Origin of the sequence: Nonomuraea sp. NPDC049129, assembly GCF_040648495.1 — a bacterium.
In the GTDB taxonomy this organism is placed as follows: Bacteria; Actinomycetota; Actinomycetes; order Streptosporangiales; family Streptosporangiaceae; genus Nonomuraea.
The window spans coordinates 148,985-161,173 of the sequence record NZ_JBEZDU010000009.1 but is presented as its reverse complement, the minus strand read 5'-3'; the positions used below and the strand labels follow the sequence as shown (position 1 = coordinate 161,173).

The window sequence follows — 12,189 nt, the reverse complement described above, 5'->3', positions numbered from 1 at the left end:
CCGCTATGCGGGCTGGTCGGCTTCATCCTCGACCTGAAGCCGGAGCACTGCCGACGATTCAGGTAGCGGCTCATGGCCGTGGTCCAGCACTTCAAGAGCGTCCTGACCGACGGGCGGCCCTCGTACGAGCATGGGCTGGAGACGAGCCGCCCCCGCGTCCGACGATCACAGGGGCCGGATAGGGGTTATCCGGCGCACGCTCGCCGAGCACACTCGGGGCAACCTGTCCCCCTGAGGAGGCCGACATGCGTAGAGCCCTGGTCGGGTGCGCCGTCGCACAGATCGTCGTGGTGATCCTGCAGTTCTACCTGGCCACGTTCGGCGCGTTCCAGATGCCGCGCCCCACAGGCTCGGAGGCCGCGGCGATCGGCCTGCACGCCGGGAACGGCCTGTTCGTCATCCCGGCCGTCTCCGTGGTGGCCACCGTCGTCGCGGCGCTGGCGAAGGTGCCCGGCAAGCTGGTCGCGCTGTGCGCCGCTCCCCTGGTGCTCACCGCGGTCCAGATGCTGGTCGTCTTCCCGCTGGCCGGCCTCGCGGGCGCGACCGCGGACGACACGCCGTTGGCCAGCCTGTTCGTGTACGGTCTGCACGCACTCGTGGGGCTGGGCCAGCTCTGGGCGGTGATCGCTGCCTACCGTGCCGTACGCAGGCACACCAAGGCACCCGTGGAAGAATCCCAGCCTCAGCCGGTCTGACCGAACCCACGCCCAAGCCCGGCCTGAAGAGAACCGGACCGTGACCTGGACCGGGGCTACACCTCTGCGAGGACGTAGAGCAGAGCGTTCATGCTGGTTCCGCTGACGATGTCGCGCTTGTCGATCAGGCGGCGGATGTCCGTCAGGGGGCCCCAGAAGGGAGTGTCGGCCCGCTGCCTGGCCCGAGCAAAGGGGTTTCTCGTTCTGGGGGTCATGAAAGTCTTCGTGGGGTCATGGTGGCGATGTGGGCGCCGTAGGCGAGTACGCAGGCTGCTTGGACCACGTGGATGGTCTTGGACGCCGTGGCGGGGCGGATGAGGGTTCCACAGGTGCAGGTGATGTTGCCGGTCTCGCGGTCCATGGCATCGGGTGCGTGGAGGAAAGTGGTGCCGTCTGGGATGACGGTGAGGGCGTGCTGCGGGCAGAGGTTGGCGCCGCTGAGGTGCCCTCTCTGGAGCATGCTCCAGCCGGGCTCCAGTTCTCCGGTCTCGTACGTCGCAATGGTGTCGTACGAGTTGGGGCAGCCGGTGGCGACGCAGCGGCGGATGCCGGGCGAGGCGATGGTGATCTTGGCCAGGGTGGCGTTGATCGCGGTGGTGCGGTACTGGGGAGGGTTGGAGCCGTCGGCGCGGAGGATCTGGCCGGCCAGCCAGATGTCGCCAGGCGGGTAGTCGCTGGGGCCGGCATCGCGGAGGCACATGGCTAGGGGGCGGGCGCGCTGTGGGGAGGCGCCGGCGGGGATGTAGACGAGACGGCCGGGCTGGAGGTCGTCGAGGGTGGGTGTGGTCATGCGTCAGCCGATCGCGGATGAAGGAAGCTCGGGGTCGATCCTTGATCACAGCAGCGCTAGTTCCTGAAGCTGCATTCCCGAAGCCCGCTGAACTACCTCTTTCTGCCCTAGGTCCCGCCCTGGGATACTCCCAGAGGTTGATCGGCCCTTCGGGAATGGCGGAGTGGGGATGGCCTCTTACGCACTACGTCGGTTCGTAGCCTGGCTGGCACGCAACGCGGATGGAGCGATCGCACTGGGCCTCGCCATCGTTGTTGGAGTTATTGGCGTACTCCCCGATGAGGTGCTCCCTTCGGGGACGACGGACGGGCTCATTCAGAATGTCACGCTTGTCCTTCTTGCCCTCATCGGGACCACATTGCTGCGAGATCGGTTTCGTGCGGAGCAGCAGTTCGCAGACCTCGAGAGACTCATCACGCGAGCCAACCCGCGGGGTCGCGCCCTGGGCGATGCCGATGACGAGAGTCTCGAGACCCAGTTCGCGGATCTGGCCCGCCGCTTGGAAGGCACCTTCGACGAACTGGCTGAGCTTGAGGCCGCGATGAAAGCCCGTGCGGCCGTTGCCCGAAGACTTGCGGCCGAAGCGGAAACCAACAGGCGTGAAGCCGATTCGAGCCGTGAAATCGCGGCGCGACGTAAAGAAGAGGCCGATGCCTTCGACGTCCTCCTCGCCAGGCAGGTCGACGCCGTGGCTCAACGCGTCGAGAAGCGAGGTCAAGGCACTCAACGTCGATACATGCTGTACGGCGTCATTCTCGGAGCCGCAGCCGCCGTACTGCTTGACGCGACCAAGCACTATTGGGCGTTCTGGATGTAGGCGCGCCTGCGTGGACGGGTCCTAATCAGGTTGCCGACGTCCGCCGGCGCTGGCTACGATCTCCGGCAACACGTAGACGGAGACGAGTAACCGAAGGCCCGCGCGGGCTGAGAGAGCCGCCGGCAGCTGTGAAGGCGGCCTCGCGCCCCTTCGGTGAAGACACTCCCGAGTGCGGGGAGGAAATGCCTCGCCGGTCTGACCCCCGTCATCGGGTCGTGGAGGCCGCCCTTTCGTGGGCGGCGAAAGTGCGGTGGCACCGGGAGTTCCCTTCTCCCCCGCACTCCCAAGGGATCATGCAACTCGTGAGGAGCTGTGATGATCTCTCGTGTCCTGTCGGCGGAGCTCGCTGAGCACGCCGGACAACGAGTGACGATCGCCGGTTGGGTACATCGCCGCCGGCGGCTGAAATCCGTGTCCTTCCTGGTCGTCAGGGACCGCAGCGGGCTCGCCCAGGTGGTGGCGCCCGGCGTGGCCCCGGGTGAGGAGCCCGGAGCGGTGCCGGGGGAGGAGACGGTCGTCCGGGTGACGGGCGTCGTGACCGCGAACCCGCAGGCGCCGGGCGGCGCCGAGCTCACTGAGCCGGAGATCGAGGTACTGGCCGAGCCCACCGAGGCGCCGCCGTTCGACCTCTACCGGCCGGTCGTGCCCGCCGCGCTGCCCACGATCCTCGACCACGCGCCGGTCGCGCTGCGCCATCCGCGGCTCAGGGCGCCGCTGGAGATCTCGGCGGCGAGCGTGGCCGGGTTCCGCCGGACGCTGGACCGGCTAGGGTTCACCGAGATCCACACGCCCAAGATCGTCGCCTCGGCCACCGAATCGGGCGCGAACGTCTTCGGCATCGACTACTTCGGCCGCCCCGCCTACCTGGCGCAGTCGCCGCAGTTCTACAAGCAGGCGATGGTCGGTGTGTTCGAGCGGGTCTACGAGGTGGGGCCGGTCTTCCGGGCCGAGCCCCACGACACGGTCCGCCACCTGGCCCAGTACACCAGCCTGGACGCCGAGCTGGGCTTCGTGCGCGACCACCGCGACGTGATGGCGGTGCTGCGCGAGGCGGTGGCGGGCATGGTGGAGGCGGTACGGGGGCAGCCGGCGGTCGACCTGCTCGACGTGACGCTGCCGGAGGTGCCCGCCGAGATCCCGGCGATCCACTTCACCGAGGCGCAGTGCCTCACTGAGGAGTTCGAGCCGGACCTGTCACCGAACCAGGAGCGGTGGCTGTCGGAGTGGGCGGTGCGGGAGCATGGGTCGGAGTTCCTGTTCGTCACGGGGTATCCGATGGCCAAGCGGCCGTTCTACACCCATCCGGACCCGCTGCGTGAGGGGTACTCGAACGGGTTCGACCTGCTTTTCCGGGGGTTGGAGCTGGTGACGGGCGGGCAGCGGCTGCACAGGCATCAGGACTACCTCGACGCGCTCGCCGCGTGTGGTGAGGATGTCGGGCCGTATGAGGGGTATGTGCAGGCGTTCGCGCACGGCATGCCGCCGCACGGGGGGTTCGCGCTGGGGCTCGAGCGCTGGACCGCGCGCCTGGTCGGCGCCGCGAACATCCGCCAAGCCACGTTGTTCCCCCGCGACCTGCATCGCCTCTCGCCGTAGAGCGCACTTATCTCTCTTCGTAGAAAAGCGCCATATTTACGGCAAGCCCGGTGAGCCCCACCCGCCATACGTGTCCGGGCCCTCTCCAGGGGCACGCTCCTCCGGTGGGCGGGGCTGGGCGCCGTGACGTGCGCATGGTCGGCCATGGCTTCCGTATGGTCGGCCACGGCGTCCATGTGGTCGGACAGCCACTCCATGGTCAGCCCCGAAGATCAAGTGGGTCCTCGGGGCTGACGTGAGGCCAGGAAGGGCTTCATCGGGCGCGGGGACAGGAACGACCTCACCGGGTGCGGGGCAGGAAGGCGGCGACCACCGCGCCCAAAAGGCAGATCAGCGCCGTGACGAAGAACATCTCCGTGTATTCCAGATGTAGCGCCGCGTCCACCTTCGCGAGGTACTCGCTCAGCTGCTTCGCGTACACGGCCGGTTCCACCCCCACTGGCAGCGGCGTGTCCAGGCCCGCGGTCAGCGACTGGAACCGGTGGAAACCCCAAGCCGACACCCCCGCGATGCCGATCAGCATGCCCATCATCCTGGCCACCACCACCGCCGCCGAGGCCACCCCGTGCTGCGTGGCGGGCGTCACCCGGAGGACCGCCGCCGACACGGGGGCGATGACCAGCCCCAGCCCCAGCCCGGCCACGACCAGGGAGAGGTCCACCATCAGGCCGGCGTTCGCCAGGTCGAGCGGCCAGCGGCTCATCACGCCGTACCCGGCCGTGGCCACGATCAGGCCCGCCACCGCCACCACGCGGTCGCCGAGCCGGCGGGCCAGCAGGCCGCCCAGCAGCGCGCCCACCGGGAGCGCGATCAGGAACCTGGCCAGCACGAGCGCCGCGTCCAACGTCTCCATGTCGAGCAGCGTCTGCGCCGTGAACTGGACGAACACCATGGTGATCAGCAGCGCGGCCCCGGTCAGGAAGCTCACGCCCAGCGTGGCCAGCAGCGGTCCCTTGCGGGTGCCCGTCAGGTCGAGCAGCCGGACCTTCGACCGGATCTCCCACCAGACGAACGCCGCCCCGGCCACGACCCCGGCCGCGATCACCGGCAGCCCCCAGGGCGGCAGCACGGTCGTGGCGGGATCCGGGTTGTACAGGCCCACGACCAGAAGGGCGAGGCTCAGAGCCAGCAACGCGCCGCCGATCCCGTCCACACGCCGGGCCGATGCCTGTCCCGAAGGCCCGGAAGACGCCTGACCCGGAAGCTCGGAGGACGCCTGTGGCGGGGGGACGGTCAGGTGGACCGCTACGGCGGCCAGTGCCGCCAGTGGCAGGTTGATCCAGAAGATCGCGTGCCAGCCGCCCAGCTCGATCCCGAACACCGTGGTGCTCGGGAGCAGGGCCAGCAGCCCGCCGTACAGCGGCCCGAGCGCGCTGCCCAGCTCCTGCGCCGCGCCGACCGCGCCGAGTGCCACCGGCCGCTCGTGCTCGTGCCACAGGTCGCCGATGAGCGCCATCGTGATCGGCAGCAGCGCGCCTCCCGCGATCCCCTGGATCGTCCGGCCCGCCACCACCATCACCTCTCCGGACGCCAGCGCGGTCAGCACCGAGCCGAGCGCGAACGCCGCCAGGCAGGCGTGGATGAGGGGGCGCCGGCCGTACCGGTCGGAGAGCTGGCCGAGCAGCGGCATCGCGGCGATGTAGCCGAGCAGGAACCCGGTGACCACCGGTGTGGCCCGCTCCAGGCGGTTGGTGGGGATGCCCACGTCGGTGGCGATGTCGAGCAGGACGGTCACGACCACGTACGCGTCGAGGGCGGCCAGCAGCACCACCGCGCCGCCGACGCCGAGCGCGACCCGGCGGGCGCGCCTCATCCGGCGGCGGGTGGCGTGATGGTCACCGGCACGTCGAAGTCGCTCAGCGACACGGTCACCGTGCCGTCCTGCAGCGGCAGTTCGAGCTTGGTGAGCCGGCTGGTGGCCTTGTCCACCCAGAGCTTGCCGTTGACGCCCTGCGTGACGCCGGGGATGAGGGTGCCGAGGACCTGACCGGAGAACCCGGTGGCCACCCGGTAGGCACCGCTCTCCTCGGCCTCCACGCGCGGGTCGGTGGCCGTGCCGAGCAGCTGCGCGAGACCCTTGGACGGGTCGAGGATCTTCGACGGGTCGTAGAGCTGCGCCAGGTCCTTCCTGGTCATCTTCTGGAAGCCGCCGGTCGGACCCTTGAAGTGGACGGTGTCGCCGACCAGGGCGAAGGTGATCTCCTGCAGGCTGCCCAGCACCTCGATGGTGATCGTGCCGTCGGCGTCACCGGCGGCCGTCAGCCTGCCGTCGGCCTTCTTCACCGGCACCTTGGGCTTGCCGTCCGTGGCGATGGAGAAGGTGGCCGACTTGACCGCCTTCATGGCCTCGGTGGACTTCTTCAGCAGGTCGGGCCCGGCGGGCAGCTCGCTTCCGCCGCCGCCCGATGAGCAGGCGGACACCAGCGCGAAGACGACGACGAACAGCAGCTTTCGAAGCATGAGCGGATCGTAGCGAGCGCCCGGAACGATCGTGCGCCGTCGGGCATATCGGTTAGGTGTCGGCGTGGCCGTTCAGCGTAGCTTCTTCAGGTGCTCGACGATCGGCTCGTAGGCGGCCACCAGCGCGTCCAGCTGTTCGTCGGTGAGCCGGTCGACGAAGTGCTCCCGGACACTGGTCACGTGATCAGGCGCGACCCGCTCGATCGTGGCCCAGCCCTCGCTCGTCAGCACCGCGAACGTGCCGCGCCGGTCGTCGTGGCAGTCCTCCCTGACGACGAGTCCCTTGGCCTCCATGCGGGAGATCTGGTGCGACAGCCGGCTGCGTGACTGGATGGTCGCGTCGGCCAGGTCGCTCATCCGCATCCGGTGGTCGGGGCTCTCCGAGAGATTGACCAGGATCTCGTAGTCGTTCACCGAGAGGGCGTGCTCCTGCAGCTCGCGGTCGAGCCGGTGCATGAGCAGCTTGTGCAGCGCCAGGTGGGTACGCCAGGCACGCTGCTCGGCGGGGGAGAGCCAGCGAGGCGCGCTCATCGAGACTCCTCGAGCGTGGATACCCCCGTCTTCAGGCGAGGGAGGAGGTCAAGATCTCCAATCTAGCGCACATAGGCGCCGGCCTCGCAGTCCGTGTGACCTCGCAGTCCGTGGGACAACCCAGGCTCTATGGCGGACCCCCGGACACGGCCCACCATGCCACCGGACGTGGCCCACCATGTCGCCAGGGGTAACGCCCGTCATAGAGTGATCCGTCGTGGCGGACAACTCGGGTGAGAGTCTGGGCACCGTCCTGGTCGCGGGCGGTGCGAACCTGGCCATCGCGGTGGCCAAGCTGATCGCGGGCCTGATCGGCGGTTCGGCGGCGATGCTGTCGGAGGCGGCCCACTCGGCCGCGGACACGGTGACGGAGCTGCTGCTCCTGGTCTCCGTACGCCGGGGCCAGCGGCCCGCCGACTCGCGCCATCCCTTCGGGCACGGCAAGGCGGGCTTCTTCTGGGCGATGATGGCGGCGGTCGCGACCCTGGTCGGTGGCGCGGGCTTCTCCATCACCCACGGCGTGCACGAGATCAGCCACGGCGAGCGGCTCGGCAACCTCATCCCGTCGTACATCGTGCTGGCCCTCTCCTTCGCGATCGAGGGCGTGTCCTTCCTCAACGCGCTCGCGCAGCTGCGCAGGGAGGCCCGCAGGCATGACGTCAGCCCGTTCCGGCTGGTCTCGATCACCTCGGACACCGCGCTGAAGGCCGTCGTGTACGAGGACGCGGCCGCGCTGATCGGGCTGGTGATCGCGGCGCTGGGTCTGCTCGGCTACCAGGTGACCGGCTCGCCCGTGTGGGACGGCGCGGCGTCGATCGCGATCGGCGTGCTCCTGCTGGTGGCCGCGCTCACGCTGATCCGGTCGAACGTGTCGCTGCTGATCGGCCAGTCCGCTCCGGGGCCGATCGAGGAGGAGATCCGCGCGGTGCTGGAGGGGCAGCCCGAGGTGGAGAGCGTGGTCGAGCTGCTCACCATGATGCTGGGCCCGGGACGCTTCCTGGTCGCCGCGAAGATCGACTTCCGGGACGACGCGACTGCCGCGGGGGTGGAGATCGCCTGCGATGAGCTGGACCGCCGGCTGCGGGAGCGCTATCCCGGCATCTCTCAGGTGTTCCTGGATCCGACTCCCACCCGGCGCCGTTAGTCCAGGGCCATGACCACGGCAAGGCCGACGACGTGCATGAGCACGACGGCGACGATCAGCGAGACGAACACGAACTTGGCCGGCCCGTGCTCGAAGGTCTTGCCCTCTTCGAGCGGCTTGCGCTTGGCCATCCGGTCGGCGATTCGCTCCTCGACTGATTTGCTGTAGAACATGCCTCCATTCTAGCTGGTCAGAGGCAATTGCCGGGCTGGTGAGTCTGTGATGACGGCCACTACGATGTCGCCCTCGGCGGTCCATTCGAGCAGGTGGCGGCCCGTCACGTCGGCGTCGGTGGCCCGCAGCCCGTCGATGGTCAGCTCGCCGCGCTTGATCAGGGCCTCCTTGCGGGTCCAGCGCCTGATCAGCTCTTCGTTGGTGCTGACCGCCGCCAGCTCCCGCTCGGTGAGCGCCCGGCCCGCGAGCAGCCGGTCGAACGGGCCCGGCGGCACGCGTTCGGCGTCGATGCCCACCCGGCCCGCACCGGCCGCCGCGCAGACGTAGCCGCGCGTGTGGCTGAGGCTGACACCCAGGGTAGGGGCCTGCTCGATGTACGGGCGGCCGTGGCCGGGGCCGTGCACCTCGCAGTGCTGTAACAGGGTCAGCCCGGCCGGGTCGGTGTCGAGCACCGCCGCGGCGCAGAGGCGTACGAGCAGGTGGGCCGCCGTGAACGAGCGGCGGTCCGGCTCGAACGCGAACCGGGCCGCGCGCGCCCGCTCGACGTCGGTCAGCCAGCCTTCTGGGGCGAGCACCTCGTCGGGGCGCCCACCCATCGCCACGGGGCCGATCAGAGATCTACGCGGACCCCTGGCTTCAGCCATGGGGGTAAGCCCTTCTGTCGAATCTTTGAGCGGTAGGTAGGGCGCCTTGCGTATGCTGATCGATGCGGCTGTGACCTTGCGAAAGAGCCTCTGGGGGCTGGGCGGACGGACTAACTCCCGCTTCGTGGCCACCGTGGGTAGGGCGCCCCTGGACGTCGCCACGCGGTACGTCGAGAACCAGAAGAATCGGTGATCGCGGATGCTGGCTGGACGTAGGTACCGCCTGGACCTGACCGAGGAGCAGGCCGCGTTCGCCGAACGGAACGCTCCGAGCTTCCGGTTTCCTGAGGGCGGGAAAATCGCCGTCGAACGGCTGAACCGGCGCTGGGCGCGGGCGAAACTGCCGAAACTCGGCTGGGTCCGCTTCCGCATTACCCGCCCGCTCGACGGAAAGATCAAGAACGCCACCGTCTCCCGCGACGGCAAACACTGGTACGTCAGTTTCCTCGTCGAGGACGGGTTCACCACCCCGGCCACGCACGCGCGCCCCGGCAGGGCGGTGGGGATCGACCGGGGTGTGGTTAAGGTCGTGACCCGCTCGGATGGCTTGTTTCACCACCAGGTGTTCGCCGGCGGGCGGGAAGCGGAGCACGCCAAGAAGCTGCAGCGGGACTTTTCCCGGACCATGAAGGGATCGGGTCGGCGCACGAAAGCTGCCGCGCGGGTCGCTGACATGGTGCGAAAGGTCCGCAGACGGCGCGAGGACTTCGCTGCCAAGAGCGCCTGCGCCCTGGCCACGAGCTTCGAGCTGGTGGTGTTCGAGGCCCTGGCGATCAAGAACTTGACTGCCGGTGTCGCACCCAGGCCAGACCTTGAACGGCCGGGCGTGTTCCTGCCGAACGGGGCCGCGCGCAAGACCGGGCTGAACCGCTCCATCCTGGACAAGGGCTGGTACCGGATCGAGCTGGCCACCCGTAGCAAGGCCCGGTACACGGGCACCAGTGTGATCACCGTCAACCCGGCGTACACGAGTCAGACGTGCAACGTGTGCACTGTGGTGGATCGCAAGTCCCGCGCGAGCCAAGCGGTCTTCCGGTGCACCTCGTGCGGACACACCGAGCACGCCGACGTGAACGCCGCCAAGAACATCCTCACCGCCGGGAGGGCGGAGCACGCACAACCCAGACCGGGTGTGCGGGTTGGGGCGCGCAAACCACGCAACCGCGTGGGCCGGAAGGCCAACCGCCAAGCAACAGCAGCCCAGGCCACCGCACAGACGGAGCCCGAGCTGGCTGGAATCCCCCGACCTTAGCCGTGGGGAGCGCTTCAACGGTCAGTCCTTTTTCTTCGTGCCAGTGTCCAGGTTGTACTGGTCCTCTTTGGCCGCGCCGAGCACGGTCACGTCGTGGACCTTCCAGACGCCCTTCTCCTTGACCAGGCTGATCTTCAGATGGGAGTCCTTGACCGAGCGTATCGCCTCCGAGGTGTTCACCTGCTGGTCGACCACGACGATGGCGTGTGCGGTGGCCTCGTCGACGTCCGAGAGGTAGACCTCGCGGACGTTCGCCTGCGAGACGGCCTTCAGCTTGACGATGACCTGGGCCATCGCGCCGCCGAACGCCTCGTCGTAGGTGGCCAGGAAGTCGCCGGTGGCCTGGGCCGTCAGCGTGGCGCGGGTGGCCTGGAGGTTCTGGTAGTCGTAGCTGAGCAGCGCCTTGCCGAACGAACTGGCCGCGCCCGAGACCTCCAGTCGCAGGGCCCGCTCGCTCTCCAGCCGGGCCAGCGAGTCGCGGGCCTGGCTCGCGGAGATCCACTGCAGCGCCGCCGTGGCGGCCAGCGCGGCCACCATCAGGGCCACCACCGCCACCAGAATCCGGCCACGCCCCCGCCCCGACCGCCCAGCGGCGACCACTCCATCGTCCGAGGCGCCGTCCGAGGGGCCGTTGTCAGAGGAGACGCCCTCCGAAAGGCCGGTGTCCGGGGTGGTCGGTATTTCTGTCGCTGTGGCCTCCTCCGCAGCGCTCTGCTGGTCCTCCGCGAGGTCCTGCTTGGTGGTCATGAGTTCTCCTCACGGCGGCGGGCGGCCCGGCCCACCGCGATCCACCCCAAGATGCCACCACTCGCCGCCACCGCGAGGAAGATCGCGGCAATCAGCGGAGCGGCGTCCACCGGGGTACGGGACGCGGGCCCGGAAGCCGCGGCGGGTGACTTCGCGCCCGCCGCCTCCGGGGTCCGCTCGGGCTGTGCGGTGGCCTTGGCCTGGGCTTCCGGCCGCCTGGTCTGCTCTGCTTCGGTGTCTTTCCCGGGATGGTCGGCGGCGTCTTCCGTACGGACCGGCTCGTCCGTGGCGCGGTCGGGGCAGGCGCGCAGGCGGGGCACGGTGGGCGGGCCGACCGGGCCCGCGTACTCCTCCGCCGGTTGCGGCCCGCCCGGGACGCTGAAGATGAACGACGCCTTGCCGTACACCGTGTTCCCCTCCCTGACGCTGATGTCGTCCGCCAGGCTCAGCGCGGTCGGCACGATGCTCAGCAGGTGGTGCACGTTCCGCTCGGTCTCGGCGGAGAACACCGGTTTGTGCGGCAGGCCCGCCGCGGTCAGCAGGCACGACAGGCCCGGTCTGGCCCGCTTGATGGCCTGGTCGAGCTGCCCGAACACGCCCGGTCCCTGGTCCAGGAAGGCGTCGAGGTCGGTACGCGAGTCGCGTAGCGTGGCCGTCACCGTGCTCAGGTCCGTGATGCCGGAAGCCAGCTTGTCCTTCCTGCCCGCCAGCGTGTGGGTGAGCTGGGTGAGCTGCACGGACAGGTCGTCGAGCACCTGGGAGTTGTCGGCCAGCGTGCCGGTCAGGTCGTGCGCGTCCTCGATGATGTCCCTGATCGACGACGACCGGCCGTCCAGCGCCACCGCCAGCTCGTGCGTGATCGTCTTGGCGTCCTCGGGCGGCACCGCGGACAGCAGCTTGCCGACGCCCTCGAACAGCTTGCGGTAGTCCAGCGGCACCGTGGTCTTGGACAGCGGGATCACGTCGCCGGCCGCGAGCGTCGGGCCGGTCACGCCGGTCGCGGGCGGCGACAGCTCCACGTACGGCTCGCCGACCGCGGACTTGCGCCGTACCTCGGCCGTGGCGGCCTTCGGCAGCCGGACCTCCTTGTCGATGTCCAGGCCCACGACGATCTTGCCGGGCGCCAGCCGTACGTCCCCGACCTTCCCCACCCGCACACCCAGGTAGGCGACGTCGAAGCCGCGGACCAGACCGGGGGAGGAGACGAACTCCGCCGACACCCGGTAGGGCTGGGTGATCGCGTCGAGCTTGATGATCGTGCTGAACGCCCAGATCGTCATCACGATGCCCAGGACGACGAAGAAGCCAAGGTTCAGATAGATGCGGCGGTTCCTCATCG

General features: G+C 69.3%; 14 protein-coding genes. 4 read left to right on the top strand and 10 right to left on the bottom strand.

Annotation, left to right across the window (positions count from 1 at the left end):
* The first annotated feature begins 245 nt into the window (after window positions 1-245).
* Entirely contained in the window at window positions 246-695 is a 450-nt protein-coding gene (locus tag AB0B64_RS28515) for a hypothetical protein (RefSeq protein ID WP_357945710.1), read from the top strand.
* Between the two features lie 56 nt (window positions 696-751).
* Here the strand turns inward: AB0B64_RS28515 and AB0B64_RS28510 are convergent, their stop codons facing one another.
* The 3 genes from AB0B64_RS28510 to AB0B64_RS28500 all read right to left on the bottom strand — a co-directional run bounded on the left by AB0B64_RS28510 (window position 752) and on the right by AB0B64_RS28500 (window position 2,281).
* Entirely contained in the window at window positions 752-910 is a 159-nt protein-coding gene (locus tag AB0B64_RS28510) for a hypothetical protein (RefSeq protein WP_357945712.1), read from the bottom strand.
* Window positions 907-1,485, bottom strand: coding sequence for a hypothetical protein (locus tag AB0B64_RS28505; protein WP_357945713.1), 579 nt, complete (start codon window positions 1,483-1,485; stop codon window positions 907-909). The genes AB0B64_RS28510 and AB0B64_RS28505 overlap by 4 nt, the downstream gene beginning before the upstream one ends.
* Window positions 1,486-1,669: 184 nt before the next feature.
* Window positions 1,670-2,281 carry a hypothetical protein gene (locus AB0B64_RS28500; RefSeq protein WP_357945715.1) on the bottom strand — a complete coding sequence of 204 codons (612 nt, stop codon included), beginning with the start codon at window positions 2,279-2,281 and terminating at the stop codon, window positions 1,670-1,672.
* A 336-nt stretch (window positions 2,282-2,617) separates the two neighbouring features.
* Here AB0B64_RS28500 and aspS point away from each other — a divergent pair, with 336 nt between their 5' ends.
* Window positions 2,618-3,898 carry an aspartate--tRNA(Asn) ligase gene (gene aspS / locus AB0B64_RS28495; protein WP_358180907.1) on the top strand — a complete coding sequence of 427 codons (1,281 nt, stop codon included), beginning with the start codon at window positions 2,618-2,620 and terminating at the stop codon, window positions 3,896-3,898.
* Window positions 3,899-4,178: 280 nt separating this feature from the next.
* Here the strand turns inward: aspS and AB0B64_RS28490 are convergent, their stop codons facing one another.
* The 3 genes from AB0B64_RS28490 to AB0B64_RS28480 form a co-directional block, all read right to left on the bottom strand.
* Entirely contained in the window at window positions 4,179-5,711 is a 1,533-nt protein-coding gene (locus AB0B64_RS28490; RefSeq protein ID WP_358180904.1) for an MFS transporter, read from the bottom strand.
* Window positions 5,708-6,358 carry an LppX_LprAFG lipoprotein gene (locus tag AB0B64_RS28485; protein WP_358180901.1) on the bottom strand — a complete coding sequence of 217 codons (651 nt, stop codon included), beginning with the start codon at window positions 6,356-6,358 and terminating at the stop codon, window positions 5,708-5,710. The genes AB0B64_RS28490 and AB0B64_RS28485 overlap by 4 nt, the downstream gene beginning before the upstream one ends.
* Window positions 6,359-6,430: 72 nt before the next feature.
* A complete protein-coding gene (locus AB0B64_RS28480; protein ID WP_357945726.1) occupies window positions 6,431-6,889 on the bottom strand; it encodes a MarR family transcriptional regulator in 459 nt (152 codons plus the stop codon).
* A 217-nt stretch (window positions 6,890-7,106) separates the two neighbouring features.
* On the opposite strand from AB0B64_RS28480, the gene AB0B64_RS28475 reads away from it, so the two are divergent.
* Complete coding sequence (locus AB0B64_RS28475) at window positions 7,107-8,033, top strand: cation diffusion facilitator family transporter (protein ID WP_358180898.1); 927 nt, start codon at window positions 7,107-7,109, stop codon at window positions 8,031-8,033.
* Here AB0B64_RS28475 and AB0B64_RS28470 read toward each other — a convergent pair.
* Window positions 8,030-8,206 (bottom strand): hypothetical protein, encoded by a 177-nt coding sequence (locus AB0B64_RS28470; RefSeq protein ID WP_225291654.1) that lies wholly within the window; start codon window positions 8,204-8,206, stop codon window positions 8,030-8,032. The genes AB0B64_RS28475 and AB0B64_RS28470 overlap by 4 nt on opposite strands.
* A gap of 9 nt (window positions 8,207-8,215) precedes the next feature.
* Complete coding sequence (locus AB0B64_RS28465; protein WP_358181213.1) at window positions 8,216-8,803, bottom strand: 4'-phosphopantetheinyl transferase superfamily protein; 588 nt, start codon at window positions 8,801-8,803, stop codon at window positions 8,216-8,218.
* Between the two features lie 247 nt (window positions 8,804-9,050).
* Between AB0B64_RS28465 and AB0B64_RS28460 the strand changes: the two genes are divergently transcribed.
* Window positions 9,051-10,103: a transposase gene (locus tag AB0B64_RS28460; protein WP_358180895.1), complete on the top strand. Its 1,053-nt coding sequence runs from the start codon at window positions 9,051-9,053 to the stop codon at window positions 10,101-10,103.
* A gap of 21 nt (window positions 10,104-10,124) precedes the next feature.
* On the opposite strand, the gene AB0B64_RS28455 is transcribed toward AB0B64_RS28460, so the two are convergent.
* Both AB0B64_RS28455 and AB0B64_RS28450 read right to left on the bottom strand, forming a co-directional pair.
* Window positions 10,125-10,850: a hypothetical protein gene (locus tag AB0B64_RS28455; RefSeq protein ID WP_358180892.1), complete on the bottom strand. Its 726-nt coding sequence runs from the start codon at window positions 10,848-10,850 to the stop codon at window positions 10,125-10,127.
* Window positions 10,847-12,187 (bottom strand): MCE family protein, encoded by a 1,341-nt coding sequence (locus AB0B64_RS28450; RefSeq protein ID WP_358180889.1) that lies wholly within the window; start codon window positions 12,185-12,187, stop codon window positions 10,847-10,849. Before AB0B64_RS28450 ends, AB0B64_RS28455 begins: the two co-directional genes overlap by 4 nt.
* Window positions 12,188-12,189 lie beyond the last annotated feature (2 nt).

Bases quoted from the DNA above. Each gene is read 5' to 3' on its own strand.
- AB0B64_RS28515 (WP_357945710.1), top strand. From the start codon at position 246: ATGCGTAGAGCCCTGGTCGGGTGCGCCGTCGCACAGATCGTCGTGGTG.
- AB0B64_RS28510 (WP_357945712.1), bottom strand. From the start codon at position 910: ATGACCCCCAGAACGAGAAACCCCTTTGCTCGGGCCAGGCAGCGGGCC.
- AB0B64_RS28505 (WP_357945713.1), bottom strand. From the start codon at position 1,485: ATGACCACACCCACCCTCGACGACCTCCAGCCCGGCCGTCTCGTCTAC.
- aspS (WP_358180907.1), top strand. From the start codon at position 2,618: ATGATCTCTCGTGTCCTGTCGGCGGAGCTCGCTGAGCACGCCGGACAA.
- AB0B64_RS28490 (WP_358180904.1), bottom strand. From the start codon at position 5,711: ATGAGGCGCGCCCGCCGGGTCGCGCTCGGCGTCGGCGGCGCGGTGGTG.
- AB0B64_RS28485 (WP_358180901.1), bottom strand. From the start codon at position 6,358: ATGCTTCGAAAGCTGCTGTTCGTCGTCGTCTTCGCGCTGGTGTCCGCC.
- AB0B64_RS28480 (WP_357945726.1), bottom strand. From the start codon at position 6,889: ATGAGCGCGCCTCGCTGGCTCTCCCCCGCCGAGCAGCGTGCCTGGCGT.
- AB0B64_RS28470 (WP_225291654.1), bottom strand. From the start codon at position 8,206: ATGTTCTACAGCAAATCAGTCGAGGAGCGAATCGCCGACCGGATGGCC.
- AB0B64_RS28465 (WP_358181213.1), bottom strand. From the start codon at position 8,803: ATGGGTGGGCGCCCCGACGAGGTGCTCGCCCCAGAAGGCTGGCTGACC.
- AB0B64_RS28460 (WP_358180895.1), top strand. From the start codon at position 9,051: ATGCTGGCTGGACGTAGGTACCGCCTGGACCTGACCGAGGAGCAGGCC.
- AB0B64_RS28455 (WP_358180892.1), bottom strand. From the start codon at position 10,850: ATGACCACCAAGCAGGACCTCGCGGAGGACCAGCAGAGCGCTGCGGAG.
- AB0B64_RS28450 (WP_358180889.1), bottom strand. From the start codon at position 12,187: ATGAGGAACCGCCGCATCTATCTGAACCTTGGCTTCTTCGTCGTCCTG.